This is a genomic window from Lysobacter arenosi, from assembly GCF_016613475.2.
Classification (GTDB): domain Bacteria; phylum Pseudomonadota; class Gammaproteobacteria; order Xanthomonadales; family Xanthomonadaceae; genus Lysobacter_J; species Lysobacter_J arenosi.
Map to the genome: position 1 here is coordinate 3464130 of NZ_CP071517.1, position 21726 is coordinate 3485855.

The 21726-nt window shown below is 67.8% G+C and carries 23 protein-coding genes and 2 tRNA genes; 11 read left to right on the forward strand and 14 right to left on the reverse strand.

Annotated features, from left to right (window positions below):
- Positions 1-98: 98 nt before the first annotated feature.
- From HIV01_RS15905 to HIV01_RS15915, 3 genes are all read right to left on the reverse strand, one after another.
- Complete coding sequence (locus HIV01_RS15905; RefSeq protein ID WP_200608980.1) at positions 99-509, reverse strand: DUF3037 domain-containing protein; 411 nt, start codon at positions 507-509, stop codon at positions 99-101.
- Positions 496-1263, reverse strand: coding sequence for a HipA family kinase (locus HIV01_RS15910; protein WP_200609313.1), 768 nt, complete (start codon positions 1261-1263; stop codon positions 496-498). The genes HIV01_RS15905 and HIV01_RS15910 overlap by 14 nt, the downstream gene beginning before the upstream one ends.
- Before the next feature lie 70 nt (positions 1264-1333).
- Positions 1334-2605 (reverse strand): CynX/NimT family MFS transporter, encoded by a 1272-nt coding sequence (locus HIV01_RS15915; RefSeq protein ID WP_425600240.1) that lies wholly within the window; start codon positions 2603-2605, stop codon positions 1334-1336.
- A gap of 311 nt (positions 2606-2916) precedes the next feature.
- On the opposite strand from HIV01_RS15915, the gene HIV01_RS15920 reads away from it, so the two are divergent.
- Both HIV01_RS15920 and HIV01_RS15925 read left to right on the forward strand, forming a co-directional pair.
- Positions 2917-3339, forward strand: coding sequence for a PepSY domain-containing protein (locus tag HIV01_RS15920; protein WP_200608976.1), 423 nt, complete (start codon positions 2917-2919; stop codon positions 3337-3339).
- Positions 3340-3492: 153 nt separating this feature from the next.
- Positions 3493-5172 (forward strand): M28 family metallopeptidase, encoded by a 1680-nt coding sequence (locus tag HIV01_RS15925; protein WP_200608974.1) that lies wholly within the window; start codon positions 3493-3495, stop codon positions 5170-5172.
- An 85-nt stretch (positions 5173-5257) separates the two neighbouring features.
- On the opposite strand, the gene HIV01_RS15930 is transcribed toward HIV01_RS15925, so the two are convergent.
- Positions 5258-5830: a cysteine hydrolase family protein gene (locus HIV01_RS15930; RefSeq protein ID WP_200608972.1), complete on the reverse strand. Its 573-nt coding sequence runs from the start codon at positions 5828-5830 to the stop codon at positions 5258-5260.
- Between the two features lie 117 nt (positions 5831-5947).
- Entirely contained in the window at positions 5948-6274 is a 327-nt protein-coding gene (locus HIV01_RS15935; RefSeq protein ID WP_200608971.1) for a DUF6249 domain-containing protein, read from the reverse strand.
- A gap of 168 nt (positions 6275-6442) precedes the next feature.
- Here HIV01_RS15935 and HIV01_RS15940 point away from each other — a divergent pair, with 168 nt between their 5' ends.
- The 3 genes from HIV01_RS15940 to HIV01_RS15950 all read left to right on the forward strand — a co-directional run bounded on the left by HIV01_RS15940 (position 6443) and on the right by HIV01_RS15950 (position 8888).
- Complete coding sequence (locus tag HIV01_RS15940) at positions 6443-7012, forward strand: RNA polymerase sigma factor (RefSeq protein WP_245156839.1); 570 nt, start codon at positions 6443-6445, stop codon at positions 7010-7012.
- Positions 7009-7503: a hypothetical protein gene (locus tag HIV01_RS15945; RefSeq protein ID WP_245156840.1), complete on the forward strand. Its 495-nt coding sequence runs from the start codon at positions 7009-7011 to the stop codon at positions 7501-7503. The genes HIV01_RS15940 and HIV01_RS15945 overlap by 4 nt, the downstream gene beginning before the upstream one ends.
- A 104-nt stretch (positions 7504-7607) precedes the next feature.
- Entirely contained in the window at positions 7608-8888 is a 1281-nt protein-coding gene (locus HIV01_RS15950) for an aminopeptidase (protein WP_200608967.1), read from the forward strand.
- 40 nt (positions 8889-8928) lie between these two features.
- Here the strand turns inward: HIV01_RS15950 and HIV01_RS15955 are convergent, their stop codons facing one another.
- The 6 genes from HIV01_RS15955 to HIV01_RS15980 form a co-directional block, all read right to left on the reverse strand.
- Positions 8929-10152 carry an RtcB family protein gene (locus HIV01_RS15955; protein ID WP_200608965.1) on the reverse strand — a complete coding sequence of 408 codons (1224 nt, stop codon included), beginning with the start codon at positions 10150-10152 and terminating at the stop codon, positions 8929-8931.
- Between the two features lie 67 nt (positions 10153-10219).
- Entirely contained in the window at positions 10220-11344 is a 1125-nt protein-coding gene (locus HIV01_RS15960; protein ID WP_200608963.1) for a slipin family protein, read from the reverse strand.
- Between the two features lie 336 nt (positions 11345-11680).
- A tRNA-Pro gene (locus HIV01_RS15965) sits at positions 11681-11748 on the reverse strand.
- A gap of 1 nt (position 11749) precedes the next feature.
- Positions 11750-11820, reverse strand: a tRNA-OTHER gene (locus HIV01_RS15970).
- A gap of 395 nt (positions 11821-12215) precedes the next feature.
- On the reverse strand, positions 12216-12533 hold the full coding sequence (locus HIV01_RS15975; RefSeq protein ID WP_200608961.1) for a hypothetical protein: 318 nt from the start codon (positions 12531-12533) through the stop codon (positions 12216-12218).
- Positions 12503-13123 (reverse strand): arylesterase, encoded by a 621-nt coding sequence (locus tag HIV01_RS15980; RefSeq protein WP_245156841.1) that lies wholly within the window; start codon positions 13121-13123, stop codon positions 12503-12505. Before HIV01_RS15980 ends, HIV01_RS15975 begins: the two co-directional genes overlap by 31 nt.
- A gap of 145 nt (positions 13124-13268) precedes the next feature.
- On the opposite strand from HIV01_RS15980, the gene HIV01_RS15985 reads away from it, so the two are divergent.
- Together HIV01_RS15985 and HIV01_RS15990 are read left to right on the forward strand one after the other, a co-directional pair.
- A complete protein-coding gene (locus HIV01_RS15985) occupies positions 13269-13982 on the forward strand; it encodes an ABC transporter ATP-binding protein (protein ID WP_200608957.1) in 714 nt (237 codons plus the stop codon).
- Positions 13979-16477, forward strand: a complete 2499-nt coding sequence (locus HIV01_RS15990) for an ABC transporter permease (RefSeq protein WP_207527011.1) — start codon at positions 13979-13981, stop codon at positions 16475-16477. Before HIV01_RS15985 ends, HIV01_RS15990 begins: the two co-directional genes overlap by 4 nt.
- Before the next feature lie 7 nt (positions 16478-16484).
- On the opposite strand, the gene HIV01_RS15995 is transcribed toward HIV01_RS15990, so the two are convergent.
- Positions 16485-16745 carry a hypothetical protein gene (locus tag HIV01_RS15995; RefSeq protein ID WP_200608953.1) on the reverse strand — a complete coding sequence of 87 codons (261 nt, stop codon included), beginning with the start codon at positions 16743-16745 and terminating at the stop codon, positions 16485-16487.
- Between the two features lie 146 nt (positions 16746-16891).
- Between HIV01_RS15995 and HIV01_RS16000 the strand changes: the two genes are divergently transcribed.
- The 3 genes from HIV01_RS16000 to HIV01_RS16010 are packed head-to-tail and all read left to right on the forward strand — an operon-like array spanning position 16892 to position 19406.
- Positions 16892-18028 carry a class I SAM-dependent methyltransferase gene (locus tag HIV01_RS16000; RefSeq protein ID WP_200608951.1) on the forward strand — a complete coding sequence of 379 codons (1137 nt, stop codon included), beginning with the start codon at positions 16892-16894 and terminating at the stop codon, positions 18026-18028.
- Positions 18025-18732: a pseudouridine synthase gene (locus HIV01_RS16005; protein WP_200608949.1), complete on the forward strand. Its 708-nt coding sequence runs from the start codon at positions 18025-18027 to the stop codon at positions 18730-18732. The genes HIV01_RS16000 and HIV01_RS16005 overlap by 4 nt, the downstream gene beginning before the upstream one ends.
- Complete coding sequence (locus HIV01_RS16010) at positions 18729-19406, forward strand: HAD family hydrolase (RefSeq protein WP_200608947.1); 678 nt, start codon at positions 18729-18731, stop codon at positions 19404-19406. The genes HIV01_RS16005 and HIV01_RS16010 overlap by 4 nt, the downstream gene beginning before the upstream one ends.
- A gap of 6 nt (positions 19407-19412) precedes the next feature.
- Here HIV01_RS16010 and HIV01_RS16015 read toward each other — a convergent pair whose 3' ends face one another.
- Entirely contained in the window at positions 19413-19958 is a 546-nt protein-coding gene (locus HIV01_RS16015; protein ID WP_200608945.1) for a DUF1415 domain-containing protein, read from the reverse strand.
- Between the two features lie 7 nt (positions 19959-19965).
- The gene (locus tag HIV01_RS16020) at positions 19966-20448 is read right to left on the reverse strand and encodes a YajQ family cyclic di-GMP-binding protein (RefSeq protein ID WP_200608943.1); all 483 of its coding nucleotides are present in this window, start codon (positions 20446-20448) and stop codon (positions 19966-19968) included.
- A 162-nt stretch (positions 20449-20610) separates the two neighbouring features.
- Between HIV01_RS16020 and HIV01_RS16025 the strand changes: the two genes are divergently transcribed.
- Positions 20611-21690 (forward strand): NAD(P)-dependent alcohol dehydrogenase, encoded by a 1080-nt coding sequence (locus HIV01_RS16025; RefSeq protein WP_200608941.1) that lies wholly within the window; start codon positions 20611-20613, stop codon positions 21688-21690.
- Positions 21691-21726 lie beyond the last annotated feature (36 nt).

A 21726-nucleotide genomic window follows, 5' to 3' on the forward strand; every position in this document is an offset into this window, starting at 1 on the left:
TTTTGGCTTCTTTGCGCGTGGGCGGCGGGGACGCTGCCGCTGTCACGGCAGGTGGCGCGGGACCCTGGATGAAAGCGCGTGGCGGACCACGCGCGTGCTCAGGCCCTGGCGACCCGCACCATCTTCGCCATCAGGTGCTCGATCGCCGAACCGACCGCCGGGCAGCGGCCCATGTGAACCGGCGAGGTCTGGATGATCGAGCTGCGCTTGGCGGTCAGCCAGTGGAAGCGCGCGCGCTGCGGCAGCTGGCCGATCGGGCCACTGCCGGGGCCGCCGGCGCAGATCACTTCGATCGCGGCCAGGTGGCGACGCACGGTTTCCAGGTCGACCTGCGGATCGATCGCGAGCAGGCGCGCTTCGTCCAGTTCGATGCGCGCTTCCAGGAACTTCGCGCCGGCGCACGACAGGATGATGCCGACGTTGACGAATTCCTCGCGCTCCACGCGCGGCACCACGCGGATCACCGCGTAGTCATAGGTGTCGTGTCGTTGCGGGTCAGGCGCGTGCATTGACGGCCTCCTCGACGAAACGCTGGCGCTGCGCCAGTCGCTGCATGAAATGTTCGACGTAGGCGGCGCGGTGCTCGGCCGGGTCGGCGGGAGTGTCGGCGCCGACCAGCCAGGCATCGGGCACCATCGCCATGATCGCGGCGAAGTCCTCGCGCGCCAGCTTCGGTGCCAGGCGCGCGTCGGCGCCGGCGATGTCGTCGGCGCCGGCCAGCAGCACGTGCTCGCGGATCATCGGGAACGCGCTGCCGGCATGGCTCGGAGAGCCGTCCCAGCCGTGATGGAAATACAGCGCCGCGCCGTGGTCGATCAGCCACGGCTTGCGGTGCCAGATCAGCAGGTTGGGATTGCGGAAGCTGCGGTCGACGTTGCTGACGAACGCGTCGAACCAGACCACGTCCGAGGCCAGCGCGCCGTCGACCTGCTCGGCGACCGGATCGAAGTTGATCGAGCCGGGCAGGTAGTCGAGGGCGAGGTTGAGGCCGGCGCTGTCCTTGATCAGTTGCTGGATCTCGGGGTCGGGCTCGGTGCGCGCCAGTTCCGGATCGAGATCGACGAACACCAGCTCCGGCATCGGCAGCCCCAGCGCGCGGGCGATCTCGCCGGCGACGAGCTCGGCGACCAGCGCCTTGGGCCCTTGTCCGGCGCCGCGGAACTTCAATACGTACAGGCCGTCGTCATCGCCTTCGATGACGGCAGGCAGCGACCCGCCTTCGCGCAGCGGCGTGACGTAGCGGGCGGCAGTGATGGAACGCAGGGACATGGGCGCGGCCAATGAAAAGCCGCGACAGGTTACCTGCAACCCATGGCAAAGGCGCGGTATGTCACTACCAGGTGTCCTCGAGCATGCGCGGCTGGCAGGCGAGCCAGCCCCCGATCAGCAGCACCGCCAGGCAGACCAGCAGGAAGGCAAATGGCCATGCCCAGCCGTGGGTCGCTTCGTGCAGCAGGCCGAACAGCAGCGGCCCCAGGCAGCTGAGGCTGTAGCCAACGCCCTGCATGAAACCCGACAGCTTGGCCGAACCGACCTGCGAACGCGTGCGCAGGTTGATCAGCGTCAACGAAAGCGGGAACGTGCTCGGCCCCAGGCCCAGCAGTGCGACCCACAGCAGCGGTGCCGCCATCGGCGCCAGCAGCAGGCCGGCGAACGCGGCGACATAGGCGACGGCGCACGCGATCACGATCGGATACGGATTGCTCACCCGCACCGCAACGGCCGGCAGCACCAGCGCGCTGATCAGTCCAAGCGTCGAGAACAGCGCGACCATGCTGCCGCCCAATGCCGGGCTGCCGCCAGCCTCGACCAGCAGCTTCGGCAACCAGGTGAACATCGAATAGGTGATCAGCGAGGTCATGCCGAACATCAGCGCCAGACCCCATGCCACCGGCGAGCGCGAGACCCGACCCGGGCAGGCAGGCTCGGCCAGCTCGGGCGCTTCGTCGCCGACTTTCACCGCGCAGTCGTGCGCATGCGCCAGTGCCTGCGCCTGGCGGGAATGGCCAAAGCGTTCCATCCACAGCACCGCGATCCACGGCAATGCCGCCGCCGCCGCGACCAGCGACCAGCCGCCGAGCGAGGCGCGCCAGCCCACGCTTTGCGCCAGCGGCACCGCCAGCAGTGCCGGCAGGATCGTGCCCAGCTGCAGCACCGTGATGTAGAAGGTGCTGACCGTGCCGACGCGGTCGGCGAAATAGCGCTTGACCAGCGGCGGCAGCACCACGTTGCCCATGCCCATGCCCGACAACGCCACGGCCGATGTCAGCAGCAGCATCCAGGTATCGCCGACGAAGGCGCGTGCGAACAGGCCCACTGTCGCCAGCACCATCGCCAGCAGTGCGGTGCGTTCCAGACCGAGGCGGTGGGCGATCCCGGGCGTTGCCACACCGAACACTGCGAAGGCCGCGGTCGGCACCATGCCGAGCACGCCGGTCATGGTCGATCCGAAACCGAGCGTCTGCCCGAGGCTGTCGAGCAGCGGGGTCAGCGAAGTCACCGCCGTGCGCAGGTTGAACGCCGACAGCACGATGCCGGCGAGCACCAGCGTGCGGTCGCGCCACAGTGGGCGCGCGATCGGCAATACGGCGGAAGAAGCAGTCACGGGAAGCACCTGTTCGTGCCTGCGACGACAGGCGGGGGAGGAATGCGAGGTCCGCAGGCGGAAGGACAGCCGTGGGAGTGAAAGTGTGCGCGCCGCCTGCGGGCAAAACCAGCCGCGATCGGGAAACGCTGGGTTCCATGGTAATCGTGACGTGCTGCGCGCGGGAATCCGCGCGTGCATGACGACACATCCGGCAACGTCGCGCGCGTGAAGAGCGTGTGGATGTGCAGCTGAACGATGCCGCCCGTGTTCACTGCCGGTTCGTCCGCAAGACACAAGACTCGGACGCTGCACTGCCAAGGAGATGAACGATGAAGAAGATCGTCGCGTTGAATGCAATGCTACTGCTGGGCCTGTCCACGCCGTTGCTCGCGAAGGACGCGCTGACCGAGCACGAAGTGCGAAAGCAGCTGGCCGAGCAGGGGTACACCAAGGTCAACGACGTCGAATTCGTGGACGGCGTGTGGAAGGCCGATGCGCGCAGCGCCGAAGGCAATCGTGTCGATGTGCGCATCGATGCAAAGACCGGCCGCGTGTATCCAGATGAGCAGGTCGCGAACCTGAGCGAGGCCGATGTGCGTGCGCGCCTCTCGGCGGCCGGTTACACCAATGTCCACGATGTCGAATACGAGAACGGCATCTGGAACGCCGAGGGCGATGATCCCGGCGGCCGCGACGTCGCGCTCAGGATCGATCCGGCCAGTGGCAAGGTGATCGGCAAGGAGAAGGACTGAGCGTGCGCCTCCCCCTGCTGGCAGGGGGAGGCGTTTGCCAAAAGCGGCCAATTGGATGGCTCCAGCCGGCCCGGAGCGCCCGGGCCGTTGGTCATGCTGGCCGTGGCCGCCCTGCCTGCCTAAGATCGGCGGACTCCAACTGGTAGAGCGTCCATGAAGTTTCCTGCCGTTTCCCTGCTGGCGCTGTCGGTCTCCATGACCTTGGCGCTGGCGGTCAACCCTGCGTCGGCGGCCAAGCCGACCGCCCCGACCTTCGATCCCAAGCGCCTGTCCAACGACGTCAAGGTGCTGTCCTCCGACGAGTTCGAGGGCCGCGGCCCCGCCACCGAGGGCGAGACCAAAACCGTCGATTACGTCGTCGCGCAGATGAAGGCCGCCGGGCTCAAGCCGGGTGGCGACCTCAAGGACGGCAAGCGCGAGTGGACCCAGGCCGTGCCGCTGGCACGCGCCGAGATCAAGGGCACGCCGCAGGTGTCGGTGAAGGTTGCCGGCAAGGCGCAGGCGCTGACCCAGGGCGAGCAGATCGCCGTGCGCGCCGCGCAGAACGGCACCACCGCCATCGACATCGCCAACGCACCGCTGGTGTTCGTCGGCTACGGCGTCAAGGCGCCGGAGCGCAACTGGGACGACTTCAAGGGCGTCGACCTCAAGGGCAAGATCGCCGTGGTCCTGATCAACGATCCGGACTTCGAGAGCGGCCAGGGGGATTTCGGCGGCAAGGCCATGACCTACTACGGCCGCTGGACCTACAAGTACGAGGAAGCCGCGCGCCAGGGCGCCCTCGGCCTGCTGATCGTCCACGAGACCGCGCCGGCTTCCTATGGCTGGGCGACGGTGAAGAATTCCAACACCAACACCATGTTCGACGTCGTCCGCGACGACCCGGCCTCGGTGCATCCGACCATGGAAGGCTGGATCCAGCGCGACTTCGCCGCCGCGCTGTTCAAGGGCGCCGGCCAGGACTTCGACGCGCTGAAGAAGCAGGCCGCCACGCGCGACTTCAAGCCGGTCGAGCTCAAGGGCGCGACGCTGTCGGCCAAGTACGACGTCAACCGCGAAGTCATCACGTCGCACAACATCGTCGGCCGCATCGACGGCGCCAAGCGTCCGGACGAGACCGTGATCTACAGCGGCCACTGGGACCACCTCGGCGTCGGCCAGCCCGATGCCAAGGGCGACACCATCTACAACGGTGCGGTCGACAACGCCACCGGCATTGCCGCGATGCTCGAACTCGCCCGCGGCTTCGCCAAGGCGCCGGCACCGGACCGCTCGATCGTGTTCCTGGCCGTGACCGCCGAAGAGAAGGGCCTGCTCGGTTCGGAGTACTACGCTTCCAAGCCGCTGTACCCGCTGGGCAAGACTGTGGCCGTGATCAACATGGACGCGCTCGACCCGCATGGCCCGGCACGCAACTTCACCACGTCCGGCAGCGCCAAGCAGGAACTGCTCGACCAGCTGGTGACCACGGCCAAGCAGTGGAACCTGGACTATGTGACCGATCCGAAGCCGGAAGCCGGCCATTTCTTCCGCTCCGATCACTTCCCGTTCGCCAAGCGCGGCGTGCCGGCGATCTCGTTCGGTTCGGGCAATGACCTGGTCGACGGTGGCCTGGAAGCGGGCAAGAAGATGGAAGACGCCTACGTCGCCGACCGCTACCACCAGCCGGCCGACCAGTGGGAAGCGAGCTGGACCTTCACCGGCATGGCCCGCGACCTGCAGCTGCTGTACACGGTCGGCCACGACCTGGCCGACTCGGACCGCTGGCCGAACTGGGATTCCGCATCGGAGTTCCGCGCCGCGCGTGACGCGACCGCGAGCGATCGCAAGTAACAACTCGCTCCCTCTCCCGCCAGCGGGAGAGGGATGGGGTGAGGGCAACAGGCAAGGGCGAAGCAATGCTTCGCCCTTTGCTTTTTCAGGCCGCTACGTCCCGCAACTGCGCGATCAGCGAATCGGTATCGACCACGTCGGCAAATTCCACCCGCAAAGTCGCAAGGTGCGCGCGCTGGATCTCGTCGGCGCTGATCACGCCGCCGGCACCATCGGGAAGATCGAAGCAGGCGCAGGCATCGCCGACCACCACGGTGCGATAGCCCAGGTTGGAAGCAACGCGCGCGGTCGTCGACACGCACATGTCGGTGCTGATGCCGAACACGATCACCGTGTCGATGCCTAGCCGGCGCAAGCGAAGATCGAGATCGGTGCCGATGAAGGCGGCATTGACCGACTTGCTCACCACCGGCTCGCCCGGCAGTGGTTCGAAACCTTCGCGGAAGTCATTGCCCGGATGCCCCGATGCCAGCGAGGAACCGGGCACCACCGAATCGTGGCGCACATGGATCAACGGCAGGCCGCTTGCGCGCCAGGCTGCGAGGAGCCGCTGGCCATTGCTTTCCATGGCCGGGTTGTTTCGCGGCGGCCACCGCGGGTAATCAAAACCACGCTGCACGTCTATCGGGATCAGCACGCTGGTGTGGCCGTGGGTCATGCGTCGTCTCCGCAGGGGATGCCGACACTTTGCGCGCAGCGGCCCGCCATGCTCAACCCGGGACTTCAGCCCCGATGCGTTGCGACCGCGCATCAGGACTGAAGTCGCGCGGCAGGATCAAGCCAGCTTGCGCGATGCCGCGTACGACAGCAGGTTGCCCAGGCCGGTCATGCCCAGCAGCACGGCGATCACGCCGGGGGTGACTTCGGTCCAGCCGAAGGCTTCGATCAGCGCAAAGCCCAGGCCGAGGGCAACGAACAGGATCCCCCAGCGCAGCGAGGTGTGGCGGCGCTGCTGCGCTTCGGCCTGGACCAGCGTGCGGATCAGCTCTTCCGAGCCGTTGCCGGCGATCAGTTTGGCGCGGGTGCGGGCGTCGACCACGGCCTTGATGGCGTAGGTGACGCAGATGAACAGGGTGATCGGGATCAGCACTTCGAAGTTCATGGTCGCTCTCTTGGCTCGGTGGACGGGAAACCCGCGGTCCGGGATATGTTCGGGTTCAGGCCATCAGATACGGCCGGGCCAGGACCGGTTGCACCGGACCCGATCAAAAATCGATTGCAACCATCCCGGCCCTGCACGTATCCACATAGCCATGACGGGTGGATCGCTGTGACACCGGACGACCGCAAGCTGGTCGAGGACGTGCTGGGCAATGTGCCCGGCGCGTTCGAACGGCTCGTGCGCGAGTACCAGGGACTGTGCTGGCACATCATCCAGCGCATGGTCCGCCAGCCCGAGGACACCCGCGAGCTGTGCCAGGAGGCCTTCCTGCGCGTGCACCAGTGCCTGCACCAGTACCGTGGCGAGAGCGCGCTGAAGTCGTGGATCGGCCAGGTCGCCTATTCGGTGGCCAAGCGCCATCTGGAGAAGCGCCGCATCGCCATCGCCGACAGCGGTGACGACGAGGACGGCCTGTCGCTGCTCGACCAGGTCAGCGACGGCTTCGACCTGGAGGGTGCCTGCGCCGATGCCGAGATCGCCGCCGGCCTGCACGAGGAAATCGAGGCGCTGCCGCCCTTGCAGCGGACCTTGCTGACGCTGTATCACCTGGATGAAGTGCCCATCGTCGAGATCGCCCGGATCACCGGTCTCGCCGAAGGCACGATCAAGAGCCATCTGTTCCGGAGCCGGGCGCGCTTGCGTGAGCGCCTGCAGGCCCGGATGGGAGCCATCGCATGAATACGCCCGACGACCGCAACCCTCTCGGCAAGCAGCCCCTTCCCGCCGATGCCCAGCGCCTGGAGCGCGAGTGGCAGGCGCAGGAGCGCGCCATGGAGCAGGAGCGCCGCGGCGTCCCGCTCGATCCGGCCGACCCGCGCCTCGGCGAGTACCGCCTGATCGCCCGCGCGCTGCGGACCCCGGCGATGGAGCCGGTGCCGTTCGACCTGGCGGACCAGATCGTGCGCCGGGTCGAGGCCGCGCAGACCCTGGGCGAGCGCGTCGAGGGCTGGCTGCTGCGGATCCTGATCGCCGTCCTGGCGGTGGTGGCCGTCGGCGCCGTGGCGCTCTACGGGCCGGGCTGGGCCTCGGCGTTTGTCGCCCTGTGGCCGCAGCCCTCGGCGCAGGCCACCGGCTGGGCGGGTCTCCTCCTGGGCTGCCTGGGTTTGTCGCTGGCCTGGCAGAAGTGGGGCGGACGCCTGTTGCACCACGACCATGGACACCCTGCCTGACGGCCGTTGCCGAAGGACGGTGACCGACGTACGGTGACCGTTGAACCCGGCGGTTGGCGTTGGCTCTCCCAGCCCGGCCTCCACCCGGGAATGCGAGGCTCGCCATGAACCGTTCCCTCGTCGCCGCCGCGCTCGCGGTTGCTGTCTGCACCGCGCTTGCGGCCTGCCAGAAGCAGCCCGCGGAAGGGGCCGCCGCGCCGGCCACTCCGGCCACTGCAGCCACCGCCGCCACGCCTGCCACCGCCGCGGTGGCGGCAGTACCCAAGCCTTCGGCGACCGAGCTCGAACAGCTCGCCGAGCGCCTGGTCACCCAGTCGGCCGCGGTCAAGGAAGGCGAGGTCGTGCTCATCAGCGGCCGCTCGCAGGATGCCGAACTGATCGAGAACATCGCCGTGCAGGTGCGCAAGCTCGGCGCCTTCCCGCTGGTGACCTATGGCAGCGACCGCATGTCGCGGCGGATGTTCTTCGACGTGTCGGACAAGTACGACTCGCAGACCGACAAGCTCGGTCTGGAACTGGCCGACATCGCCGATGTCGCGATCGGCCTGAACAACGGCACCAGCGAGAACCTGTTCGAAGGTGCCGACCCCAAGCGGATGGCCGCCCGGGGCAAGTCCGACGAGGCAGTCAGCCAGGCCTTCCTCAACGAAGGCGTGCGGATCGTGGAGGTGGGCAACAACCTCTATCCCACACCATGGCGCGCCGAACGCTACGGCATGACCGAAGCGCAATTGGCCGATGCGTTCTGGAAGGGACTCAACATCGACTATGCGCAGCTGCAGACCCGTGGTGAGCAGATCAAGGCGGCGATCGCGGCTGGTAACGAGCTGCACATCACCAACCCCAACGGCACCGACCTGAAGCTGCAGGTGAAGGATCGCCGCGTGCTGGTCAGCGACGGCATCATTTCGCCTGACGACCAGAAGGCGGGCGGGCCATCGCTGGCGGCGTTCCTGCCGGCCGGCGAGGTCTACACGACGCCTGTGCCGGGCACAGCGGCGGGCAAGGTCGTGCACACGCGCACTTACTTCCGCGGCAAGCCCATCGACAACCTGACCTTGACCATCGCGGACGGCAAGATCACCTCGATGACCGGCGACGGCCCGGGGTACGGCGACTTCAAGGCCGAGTACGACGCGGTCGAAGATCCCCGCAAGGACCAGTTCGCCTTCGTCGACTTCGGCATCAATCCGAATGTCACGCTCCCGGCCAACAGCACGGTCGGCACGTGGGTGCCTGCCGGTGCGGTCACGGTGGGCACGGGCAGCAACACCTGGGCCGGCGGCGACAACTCGGTGCCGTATGGCGTCATCGCGTTCCTGCCCGGCAGCACGGTCACGCTGGACGGCAAGCCCATCGTCGAGAAGGGCGTGCTGAAGCTCTGAAGAACTTGCCCCTCCCCTGCATTCGCAGGGGAGGGAGTCATTATCCCTTCACGCACACCACCTGCCGCAACGTGTGCACCACTTCCACCAGCGCGCCCTGCGCCGCCATCACCGCCTCGATGTCCTTGTAGGCGGCCGGCGACTCGTCGATCACGCCCGCGTCCTTGCGGCACTCCACGTGCGCCGTCGCCTCACGGTGCTGCTTGAGGGTGATCTGCGCACGCGCGGCAGTACGGCTCATGACGCGGCCGGCTCCGTGGCTGCAGCTGTGGAAGCTGTCGGCGTTGCCCTTGCCGCGAACGATGAAGCTGCGCGCGCCCATGCTGCCGGGAATGATCCCCAGCTCGCCCTCGCGCGCGCTGACCGCACCCTTGCGGGTGACCAGCAACGACTCGCCGTAGTGCTGCTCGCGCTGCACGTAGTTGTGGTGGCAGTTGACCGCCTGCGCATCGAGCTGGAACTTCGGCAGGCGATGGCGCATCTCGTGCAGCACCCGCGCCATCATCGCCTCGCGGTTGGCGCGGGCGTAGTCCTGTGCCCACGACACCGCCTCGACGTAATCGTCGAACAGCGGCTCGCCCTCGAGGAAGAACGCCAGGTCGCGGTCCGGCAAGTGGAAGCCCAGCACGCGCTTCTCCAGCTGGCGGCGTGCCAGCTCGATGAAGTACGTGCCGACCATGTTGCCGGTGCCGCGCGAACCGGAGTGGAGCATCACCCACACCCGATCGGACTCGTCCAGGCAGATCTCGATGAAGTGGTTGCCACCGCCGAGCGTTCCGGTCTGGCGTTCGACCTTGTCGGGACGGATCTTCGGGTGACGCTCGCGGATCCGCGCCAGCCGCGCCATCAGCTGCGACTGCACCAGCTGGCTTTCGATGCTGTCGGGCAGGCGGCGGTGTTCACCACCGGGACCGTTGCCGACCGGCACACCGCGCTCGATCGAGCTGCGCAGCTGGGCCAAGTCGTCGGGCAGGTCGTCGGCGCGCAGCGTGGTCCGCACCGCGGCCATGCCGCAGCCGATGTCGACGCCGACCGCGGCCGGGATGATGGCGCCGCGCGTGGGCACGACCGAGCCGACGGTGGCGCCGATGCCCAGGTGGACGTCGGGCATCACCGCGACCCACGGCCCGACGAAGGGCAGGGTGGCGATGTTGCGCAGCTGCTGGCGCGCCTGGTCCTCGACCGGCACGCCGCGCACCCAGCCCTTGATCGGCGTCGCCGACCCGGGCGCGTGCAGCAGTTCGTAATCGTGTTGCGTGTTCATGGTTCCTTCCTGTGCATTTCCTGATTCATGGAATCCATGCGGCCGGTTCCTTCCGCCCGCATGGAGCTTACTGCTTGATGCTCACCAACTGCTTCAGCACGCCATCCAGGCCACCGAACACCGTCAGCTTGTCGATCTTCTCGGTCACCTTCTCCAGCGCCTCCAACTCCTTGAGGCGCATCAGCACCGGGCTCTCCTCGATCAGGCGCGCGGTGTTGAGCAGGGAACGCGTGGCGTTCGCCTCCTCGCGACGACGGATCACGTTGGCCTGGGCCGACTTCTCCGCCTGCACGACCGAGTTGAGGATGTCCTTCATCTCGCCCGGCAGGATCACGTCCTTGACGCCGACGCCGAGCACCTCGACGCCGAGCTCGCCGACCTGGCCGCGCACGTAGCCGAAGATGTCGGCGTCGAGCGAGGCCTTGTCGCCGAGCAGTTCGTCCAGCGTCTTGGCGGAAATCGCCTTGCGCAGGCCGTACTGCAGCTCGCGGTACACGTAGTCGCCGTACTTGGCGACCCTGGTACGCGCGGCCACCGGGTCGGTGACGCGGATGCTGGCGGCGAGGTTGACGCGCAGGCTGACCTTGTCGCGGGTCAGCAACTCCTGGCCCGACACCTCCAGCGACTGCACGCGCAGCTCGATGGTCTCGACGCCGACGTTCTTCTGGAAGTTCCAGAAGGCGTAGGCACCGGCGCCCAGCGTGCGCTGCAGCTTGCCGTCGACGAACACCAGGCCGGCCGACTCTTCCGGCACGACCAGCGACACCGCGACACGCTCGAGCGAGCCGAGCTGACGCAGGCGCCTGGCGACGCCGGCATCGACCTGCAGGCTTTCGTCGATCGACACCGCCTGCACCTCGATCGCGACCAGCTCCTTCCAGTACAGCTTGCGGCTGCCCGGTGCGAGGACGTCCTCGAGCTTGCCGTTCTTCAGCACCAGGCCGACCTCGTTCATGCCGAGGTTGGCCAGGACGAAGTTCTCCGGCAGCCTGTCGCCGAGCGCCGCGACCAGCACGTCGGTGTCATTGCCGCTGTACTCGCTGCGGGCGATGTTGTGCACGTTGACCTCGACCCGCGCAAACGGGTCGAGCCAGCGGTACACGCCCGGCGCGAGCACGCCTTCAAATTGACGGTTGCGATACACCAGGCCGCGCTCGCCGTCTCCGATCACGACCCTCTTGGTCCAGAACATGGGTGTCTCTCCTTGTTGGCTCTGGTGGTCCGATCCGGAGTGATGACGCGCGCGTGGTGGATCGGTTCCCACGCGCCCTGGAGTAAGTTGGAAACGCCCCTTGACGCCGATGCCGCGAAGCCCGCGTGCTGTCCACGGGGTGGTCGCGGGTCTCGCATGCAGCACGCTGCACGGTGTGACCGGCGACTGGCCCGCCTCGAGGACGTGGTCCCGGCGACATCACCGCTGCGGCGTTCGTTGCACGTCGCACACGTGGCGCGACGCCTGGCGAAACACCACACGGGGCGTTTCCTGGTTTGGGCTTGCGCCCGATGTAAACGACGTAACAGGTCGTTGTTGGAGCGGGATTTGAACCCGCGACACTCAGCTCCCTAAGCTGATGCTCTACCCATCTGAGCTATCCAGTGGTGGACGAACCGGAATCGAACCGGTGGCCAGCGGCTTTCACCGCTGCTCTGACCTCTGAGCTACCGTCCGCTCGTGAAACATCGCTTCCTGGATCTCCGGCATACGCCACGGCACAGCCACGCGCACCGGACGGGTGTGGCTTCAGGCCGCAAACCCGTACCGCTGGAAACCCATTCGTCGACGCTCCGCATTACCGCCTGTCGCCAAGCGGCAATTCATTGGCAATGCATCCCCACCGCCCGTGCCGAAGCATCCCGGCACAGCGCTTTTGCGCCTGAGCAGTGTTCCCTTCCTCGGACCAGCATGTCCGGATGCTTCGGGACGCGATGCACCGCGTTAACCGTGCTCCTTTCGCTTGAATCACTTTTGCGAACGGCAAAAAAAACGCCCCCGGGTGCTGGAACCCGAGGGCGTTCGCTTGCCTCGGGAGATCGGGGTAACCGATCTCCCATGTGTCAGGAGATCAGTCGATGGGGCCGGCTTCGTCGCCAATTCGCGGCGACAGCGCGAGCGCGTACAGGCCGTGGCCGGATGGCCGCAGCGCGTGACGCTTTGCAATGTCGAAATTGAATTTCATGACGAGGCGATGATCGAAAGAACGCTCGCAGGGAGCGAAGGGCGCGCACGTTACGCCGACGAATGAACGAATGCAATACCGTTTGTCGGGAACGACGAAAGGTAGTGCGTTGCGAACCATGTCCATCACCGTCATCCCGGCGAACGACGGGATCCATCTGCGCTTGCAGTGGCCTACTTCAACAACGGTGCCAGCTTCGTCCACACATGGTCGCGAAGCTTCGGTTGCGCACTCGCCACCGGATGCAGATTGTCGGCCTGGAATGCATTGCGGTCCAGCGCGATCGGCTCGAGCAGGAAGGGAAGAAGCGACACCTCGTACTGCTTCGCCAGCGAACTGTAGTTGTCGGCGAAACCCTGCGTGTACTCGCGCCCGAGGTTGGGCGGCATGCGCATGCCGATCAGCAGCACCTTCGCGCCAGTGTCCTTCGAAGCGCGGATCATGCGCTCCAGGTTCGTGCGCGACTGCGCGAGTGGCAGGCCGCGCAGGCCGTCATTGGCGCCCAGCTCGATCACCACCACCGCCGGTTTCGTGCGCTTGATCTCGCCGCCGATGCGGGACGCACCGCCCGCCGTGGTCTCGCCGCTGATGCTGGCATTGATGACCCGCCAGCCCGGTCGATCCTTGGCGACGCGATCGGCGGTAAGCGCCACCCAGCCCTGCGATGCGGCCAGGCCGTAGCCGGCCGAGAGTGAATCGCCCATGACCAGAACCGTGCGTGCCGGTGCCGTCGCCGGCGTGGCGCGCGCGGCCGACTGTGCCAATGCTGGCGCCGCGAAGGCCAGGGCCAGCACCAGGACGACACCCCATCCGATGGCACATTGAACGCGCCGCCGCGATGCCGCATATCCTTCGTTCAATGGTCGTAGTGACTTGGTGAACATCGTGACCCGGGCTCCGGCTGAAAAAGATATGTCCCCTTCAAGCATAGAGACGATCATGGCCGATTCAATGGAACTGCGCGCCGCTCCACCGGCCACGGCTTCGGCCACCCTTCAGGTCGAAGGCTTGGGCAAGCGCGTGATGCTGCCGTCGGGCGAGCTGCTCATCCTCGAGGACGTCGGCTTCGAGATCGCGCGTGGCGACACGGTGGCGATAGTGGGAGCCTCCGGTTCGGGCAAGAGCACGTTGCTGTCGCTGCTGGCCGGACTCGATACCCCCAGCACCGGTCGGGTGACGCTCGACGGTGAAGTCCTCTCCACGCTCGACGAGGACGGCCGTGCGCGAGTGCGCGGCGAGAAGGTCGGCTTCGTCTTCCAGAACTTCCAGCTGCTGCCCTCGCTGACCGCAATCGAGAACGTGATGCTGCCGCTGGAGCTGCGCGGTGACCGCGAGGTCGAGTCGGCCGCGCGCACGATCCTGGAGAAGGTCGGCCTGGCCCAGCGCCTGGGGCATTACCCGCGGCAGCTGTCCGGTGGCGAGCAGCAGCGCGTCGCACTGGCGCGCGCCTTCGTGACCCGCCCCGGCCTGCTGTTCGCCGACGAACCCACCGGCAATCTCGACACCCATACCGGCCAGGCGATCATCGAGCTGCTGTTCGAACTCAATGCCGATACCGGCACCACGCTGGTGCTCGTGACCCACGACGAACACCTGGCCTCGCGCTGCAGCCGCATGCTGCGCCTCGACAGCGGTCGACTGGTGGCGTCATGAGACAGATCGGGCTGGCCTGGCGGCAACTTCGCCGCGACCTCGCCGCCGGCGATGTCCGCATCCTGATCGCTGCGCTCGTGCTGGCAGTGCTGGCGGTAACCGCGGTCGGTTTCGTCACCGACCGCGCGGAACGCGCGTTGGCGATCGAAGCCAACCGCCTGCTCGGCGGCGACGCCGTGGTGCGCGCCGACACGCCGATCACCGGCGTCGTGCGCGAGGCGGCCAACGATCCGCAATTGCAGCAGACCCAGACGCAGGAACTGCAGACGATGATCCGCGTCGGCGAGCGCCTGCAGCTCGGCGACCTGCGCGGCCTCGGTCAGGGCTTCCCGCTGCGCGGCAGTTTCCGCATCGCCGACGCCAGTGGCGTCGAGCGCGATGCCGGTGCGGTGCCCGCCAAGGGCACCATCTGGATGAGCCGCGCCGGTGCCGACACCCTCGGTGCCCGCCTCGGTGACGAGATCGCCATCGGCGATGCGCAGTTCAGGCTCGCCGCGCTGGTGATGCAGGAACCCGACGCCGCGCTCGATTACTTCAACGTCGCGCCCAAGGTGTTCCTCAACCTGACCGACGTGCCGTCGACCGGCCTGGTGCAGGAAGGCAGCCGCATCCGCTACCGGCTGGTCATCGCCGGCCCCGCCGCGGCGGTCGAGCAATTCGTCGCCCGCGCGCGCCCGGCACTGGGTCGCGGCCAGCGCCTGGAGACCATCGCCGATGCGCGCCCGGAGATCCGCTCCGCGCTTGATCGCGCAGGCCGCTTCCTTGGCCTGGCCGCGCTGGTATCGGTGGTGCTGGCGGCGGTCGCGGTGGCGATGGCGGCGCGCCGGCACAGCGAACGTCATCTGTCTGGCACCGCGGTGATGCGTTGCCTGGGCGCCAGCCAGCGCACGCTGGTCGCGATCCAGGTCGGCGAACTGGTGATGCTGGGCCTGATCGCGAGCACGGTCGGCGTGCTGCTCGCCTTCGGCCTGCAATGGCTGATCGGTGGCTGGCTGGAGCAGGCGCTGAAGCTGTCGATTCCACCGGCGGGGCTGCTGCCGGCATTGCAGGGTTATGGCGTCGGCCTGATCGTGCTGCTCGCATTCGGTGCGCCGCCGGTGCTGGCGCTGCGTCGCGTGCCGGCGTTGCGCGTGCTGCGGCGCGACCTCGACCCGACCGAGCCGAGCGCGTGGCTGGTCACCATTGCCGGTTTCGCCGGCCTCGCCGCGCTGTTGTGGTGGAAGGCCGGTTCGGCCGCGCTCGGGCTGTCGATGCTGCTCGGCATCGCGGCGACGCTGGTCGTGCTCGCGCTGCTGGCGTGGCTGCTGATCCTCGTCGTTCGCCGCGTCCGCTCACGCCTGCGCGGCAGCCTGCGCTACGGCCTGGCCAACGTCAGCCGTCGCGCCGGCGCCAGCATCGCCCAAGTGTCGGCGCTGGGACTGGGGTTGATGGCGCTGCTGCTGCTCACCTTTGTCCGCACCGACCTGCTCGATCGCTGGCAGGTGGCGCTGTCGGCCGATGCACCCAACCGTTTCATCGTCAACGTCCAGGACGACCAGGAAGGCGATGTGCGCGCCTTCATCGCCCAGCAGGGCGTCGCCGAACCGACGCTGTACCCGATGATCCGTGGCCGTCTCGTCTCGCATAACGGCAAGGCGGTCACCGGCGCCGATTACGAGGAGCAGGGCGAACGCGCGCAGCGCCTGGCCGAGCGCGAGTTCAACCTCTCGGTCACCGATCACCTGCGCGATGACAATCGCGTCACCTCCGGCACCTTCTGGGGCAAGCGCAAGCCTGCGCAGCCGGAAGTGTCGGTGGAAGAGGACTTCGCGGAGAGGCTGGGCTGGAAGATCGGCGACCGCATCGCCTTCGACATCGCCGGACAACCATTCGCAGCGAAGATCACCAGCCTGCGCAGCGTCGACTGGGAAAGCTTCCGGCCGAACTTCTTCGTCGTCGCTTCGCCCGGTTCGCTCGAGAGCTTCCCGGCCAGCTACATCACCGCCGTCAGCGTGCCGCCGGCACGCACGCGCTTTACCGCCGACCTGGTCGAGCGTTTCCCGAATCTGTCGGTGATCGACATCGACGCCGTACTCAAGCAGGTGCGCAGCACTGCCGACCAAGTGTCGACCGTGGTCGAGGTGGTGTTCGTGTTCTCGCTGGCAGCGGGTCTGCTGGTGTTGATGGCGGCGGTCAGCGCCAGCCAGGACGAGCGCCTGCTCGAGGGCGGCGTGATGCGCGCCATCGGTGGCAGTCGCCGCCAGCTGCGCCTGGCGCAGGCGTCGGAGTTTGCTGCGATCGGGTTGCTGTCAGGCCTGACGGCCGCGATCGCCGCATCGGTCCTGGCCGGCGTGATCGCCACGCGCGTGTTCGACCTGCCCTCGAAGACCGACTGGCGCCTGGCCGCGGCCGGTGCCGCCGTGGGCGTGCTGGCGGCATTGCTGGCGGGCATGTTCGCGACCCGGCGCGTGCTCGATGCGCCGCCGTCGGTGACGCTGCGGGAGTTGCAGGACTGAGGCGTCGCTACTGGAAGACCGGCTGCGCCTTGGCGCCAAAGCGACGCGGGTAGCCGCGCTCACTGGCAACGCGATCGACCTCGTCGGTGGGCAGATCGGGGGCTCCGTACACCGCGTAGGCGATCTCGCCGTCACGCATGCCGATCTGGTGCAGCCGGTAGCGCGATTGTCCCGCGCCGGTGTTCTCGGGGTAATGCAGGGGCGGCTCCGCGCCGTCCAGATCCAGCTCGCTGTTGTCGACCAGTCCGCCAACGAAGAGCGCGCGCATCTCATTCTCCTTGCCTGAATCCGTAAGCCATGGTGCCGCGTTAGGCGTTGATTCGGCATGAAGCTCGGGTGTGATGGCCGTAGCGCCGTGCGCGGCCGCGTAGAATTGCGACATGACATTCGCAAAAACTCAGATGGGTGTCCGAGATGAGCGCTGAAGGCGACGACGCGGCCCTGCAAGCCCTGCTGCTCCCGTTCGTGGACGGCGTACTGACCTGGCCGAGCACCGGCGGCGTGCTGTTCCTGCGCGCGCGTGACGGCTGGCCGCTGCACCAGCGCCCGCTGCCTGGCCTGGTCTGCGAGCAGAGCTTCAAGCCCGAGGCCGAGGCGCTCGAGCGCTCCGGGTTCACTCGGGTGGAACTCGGTGAAGAGGCCAGCGACGAGGGCCGCTACGCGCTGGTGCTGGTATTGCCGCCGCGGCAGCGTGACGAGGCGCGGGCGTTGTTTGCGCGCGCCGTGGCGCACTGCGCACCGGGCGGTCGCGTGGTCGCCTGCCTGGGCAACAACGAAGGTGCAAAATCGGGAGAAACCGACCTTGCGCGCATCGCCGGCCCGGTCGGAACCCTCTCCAAGCACAAATGCCGCGTGTTCTGGACGGCGCCGCTGGACGGCCCGGCCGATCCGGAGCTGGCACGGCAATGGCGGCAGGCCGACGCGCCGCGCGCGATCGCAGATGGCCGCTTCCTCAGCCGCCCCGGCCTGTTTGCCTGGGACCGCATCGATCCGGCCTCGCGACTGCTGGTCGAACAACTGCCGGCCGGTCTGTCGGGCGAGGCCGCCGACCTGGGCGCCGGCTACGGTTACCTCGCCAGCGAGCTGCTGGCGCGATGCCCCGGCATCAGCGCGGTCGACCTGTACGAAGCCGAGGCGCGGGGGCTGGGGCTGGCCCGGGCCAATCTCGCCCCGGCGGCATCCCGGGCTGCGCTCGGATTCCATTGGCATGACGTGACCCGCGGCCTGGAAAAGCAATACGACGTGATCGTCAGCAATCCGCCCTTCCACGCGCAGGGTCGCGCCGACCGCCCCGACATCGGCCGCGCCTTCATCTCGGCGGCGGCGCAGGCACTGCGCCCGCGCGGCCAGCTGTGGCTCGTCGCCAATCGCCATCTTCCCTATGAGGAGATGCTCTCCGTGCACTTCGGCGACGTGCGCACGGTGGCGCAGCGCGACGGCTTCAAGGTGATCGCCGCCGTGGCCACGCCGCACGCGGCGCCGGCCGCGCCGGCGCCTGCCGCCAACAGGGCCAGGAGCAAGGGCAAGGCCCGCGAAAGGAACTGGAAATGAAGCTGGTCAAGCTGATCGCCAATCTCGGATACGGCAGTCGCAAGGACGTCAGCTCGATGTTCCGCGAGGGGCGCATCACCGATCCGTCCGGCGAGGTGCTCTACGCCGACGACAAGGTCGGCCACTATGCGATCCGCATCGACGGCGAGCCGCTGGATCCGCCCGCCGGTCTGACCCTGATGCTGCACAAGCCGACCGGATACACCTGTTCGACCAAGGATCCCGGTCGCGTCATCTACGACCTGCTGCCGCCGCGGTTCCGCCTGCGCTCACCAATCCTGTCGAGCGTCGGCCGGCTCGACCGCGAGACGTCCGGCATGCTGCTGATGACAGACGACGGCGCATTGCTGCACCGGATCGTCTCGCCCAAGGCGCGGCTGGCGAAGGTGTACGAGACCACGCTGGCGCAGGACCTGCGCGGCGACGAGGGCGCATTGTTCGCCAGCGGCACGCTGGTGCTCGAGTCCGAAGACACGCCGCTGGCGCCGGCGCAGCTGCAGGTCAACGATCCGCGCCATGCCGCGCTGACCCTGACCGAAGGCCGCTACCACCAGGTGCGGCGCATGTTCGCCGCGACCGGCAACCATGTCGAAGCGCTGCATCGCAGCCGCATCGGCGGGCTCGCACTGGACGACTTGCCGGCCGGGCAGTGGCGCCTGCTCGATGAGGGCGACATCGCGCGCCTGTTCGGAGCGGCGGCATGAGCCTGCTGACGCCGGTGCAGTTCAGCCCGGTCGCGGTCCTGTTCGACATGGACGGGCTGATGATCGAGAGCGAGCGCGCCCTGCTGCAATGCTGGCGCGAGACCGCGGACGAACTGGGGCTGCAGTTCGAGGATTCGCTGTGGCTGTCGTTCGTCGGCCAGTCCGATCGCGCCTGCCACGAGCTGCTGCGCACGCGCCTTGACGAAGACCAGCTTCAGGCCTTGCTGCAAGGTTGCCGCACACGCTACGACACCCACGTCGAAGCGGGCCTGCCGCTCAAGCCCGGCCTGCTCGAACTGCTGGAACTGCTGTCGCTGCGCGGCATCCCGCGCGCCGTGGTCACCTCGACCCGGCGCGAGCGCGCGATGCAGAAGCTCGAACTGTGCGGCCTGCTGCCGCACTTCGTCACAGTCATCACCGGCAGCGACGTCGTCCACTCCAAGCCGGCGCCGGACATCTATCTGCTGGCGGCGGAGCGACTGGGTGTGGCGCCGGCGCATTGCGTGGTGCTGGAAGATTCGGTGCCTGGTGTACGCGCCGCGCTGGCCGCGGGCATGACGCCGATCCAGGTGCCGGACCTGGTGGTGCCGGACGAAACCGCCCGCGCGCTGGGGCATCGCATCGTCGACTCGCTGGTGCAGGCGCGCACGCTGATCGAACCGGCGTTGCGCTGACCGGCCTTACGGCTCCAGCAACCGCCTGTAACCCTCGATCCCCAGCTTCTCCAGCGTCGCGATATTGCGCTCCACGATCACCTCGGGATCCGGGAACGCCGCCACCGCGCGCTCGACGCTGGCCTCGCGCAGCAGGTGCAGCATCGGGTAGGGCGAGCGGTTGCTGCAGTTGCCGACGTCGTCGACGGCCGTGCCGGCGAACTGGTAGTCGGGATGGAAGCTGGCGACCTGGATGTGGCCTTCCAGCCCCAGGAACGCGATCACCGAGTCGGCCTGGTCGAGGAAGTCGTTGTAATCGAGGAAATCGCCGAGCACCTGCGGATGAATCAGCAAGGTCGTGTCGGTCTGCTCCGGCTCGGTCGCGGCCAGCAGGGCCAGCTCGGAAGCGAGTTCCTCGCGCAGCGCCTCGGGCGTGGTCGCCTCGCTCAGCACGAACCGTACCTGCTGCTTGACGTACACCGACTTGGCGAACGGGCACAGGTTCAGCCCGATCACCGCGCGTTCCAGCCAGCGCCGCGTCGCGGCGATCGCCTCATGGTCATCGCCGCTCATCGCCACCTCAGTCGCGGAAGTTGTCGAACTGCAGCGGCCGCTCGTACTCGGCGGCCTTGAGCAGGGCGATGGCTGCCTGCAGGTCATCGCGCTTCTTGCCATTGACGCGCAGCTTGTCGCCGTTGATCTGGCTGTCGACCTTGATCTTGGCGTCCTTGAGGGCGCCCTGGATCTTCTTGGCCAGTTCGCGCTCGATGCCCTGCTTGACGGTGATCTTCTGCCGCGCGCCGGCCAGGTTGGTCTCGACGTCGCCGAACTCCAGGCAGCGCGCATCGATGCCGCGCGCGATCAGGCGTGCACGCAGGATGTCGTTCATCTGCTTGAGCTGGAAGTCGCTCGGGGCCGACTGGCTGATCACCTGGTCGTCCAGCTCGAACTTGGCATCGACGCCCTTGAAGTCGAAGCGCGTGCTCAGCTCGCGGTTGGCCTGGTCGACGGCATTGGTCAACTCGTGGGTGTCGACTTCGGAAACGACGTCAAAAGAAGGCATGGCCGGCTCCAGCGGAACGCAAATTCGGGGGCGCAAAGGGTAGCGCAGGCCGCGTCGTCGCGCAGCCACGGCACGCTGCGTTGCGCCCGCGCGCACGCGGCGCGGCTCCGGCGGGGGCTAGACTGGCGGCCCACTCGTGCCCGAAAGATGCCTGGACGCACCATGCTCAAGACGCCCGCCTACGCCGCGCTCGATGCCCGTTCGCCGCTCGCCCCCTTCACCATCGAGCGCCGCGAACCAGGCCCGACCGAGGTGCTGATCGACATCCTCTACTGCGGCGTCTGCCACTCCGACATCCACCAGGCCCGAGACGAGTGGGGCAGTTCGAGTTTCCCGATGGTGCCCGGGCACGAGATCGTCGGCCGGGTCGCCGGCGTCGGTGCGAAGGCGGGCAAGTTCAAGGTCGGCGACCACGTCGGCGTGGGCGTGTTCGTCGACTCCTGCCGCAGCTGCGCCAACTGCAAGGCGGGCGAGGAGCAGTTCTGCGACCAGGGCATGAGCGGCACCTACAACAGCTTCGAGCGCAATCCGGACGACCACCGCTTCGACAAGTCGCGGCCGACCTATGGCGGTTACTCCACGCGCATCACCGTTGACGAGGCGTACGTGCTGCGCATCCCGTCGGCCATCCCGCTCGACCGCGCTGCGCCGCTGCTGTGCGCCGGCATCACCACCTGGTCGCCGCTCAAGCACTTCGGCGTCAAGGCAGGCGACAAGGTCGCCGTGGTCGGCCTGGGCGGACTGGGGCACATGGGCGTCAAGCTGGCGGTGGCGCTGGGCGCGGACGTCACGGTGCTGAGCACGTCGGAATCCAAGCGCGCCGATGCGCTCGCACTGGGCGCGAAGGATTTCGCCGCCACGCGCGACGGCACCGTCTTCAAGACACTCGCGCAGCAGTTCGACTACATCCTCGACACGGTCTCGGCCGCGCACGACTACAACGCCTACCTGGAGCTGCTCAAGCTCGACGGCACCATGGTCCTGCTCGGCATCCCGGATGCACCGCAGGCCGTGGCGGCCGGAACGCTGATCCGCCGGCGCCGGCGCCTGGCCGGTTCGATGATCGGCGGCATCGCCGAGACGCAGGAGATGCTGGATTTCTGCGCCGAGCATGGCGTGGCCTCCGACATCGAGCTGATCGGCATCGACCAGGTCAACGAAGCCTACGAGCGGATGCTCAAGGCCGACGTGCGCTACCGCTTCGTGATCGACATCGGCCGCTGGGCATCGCAGGACGGATGACCGTGCCCACTGGCCCCCACCAGACGCACGCGCGGC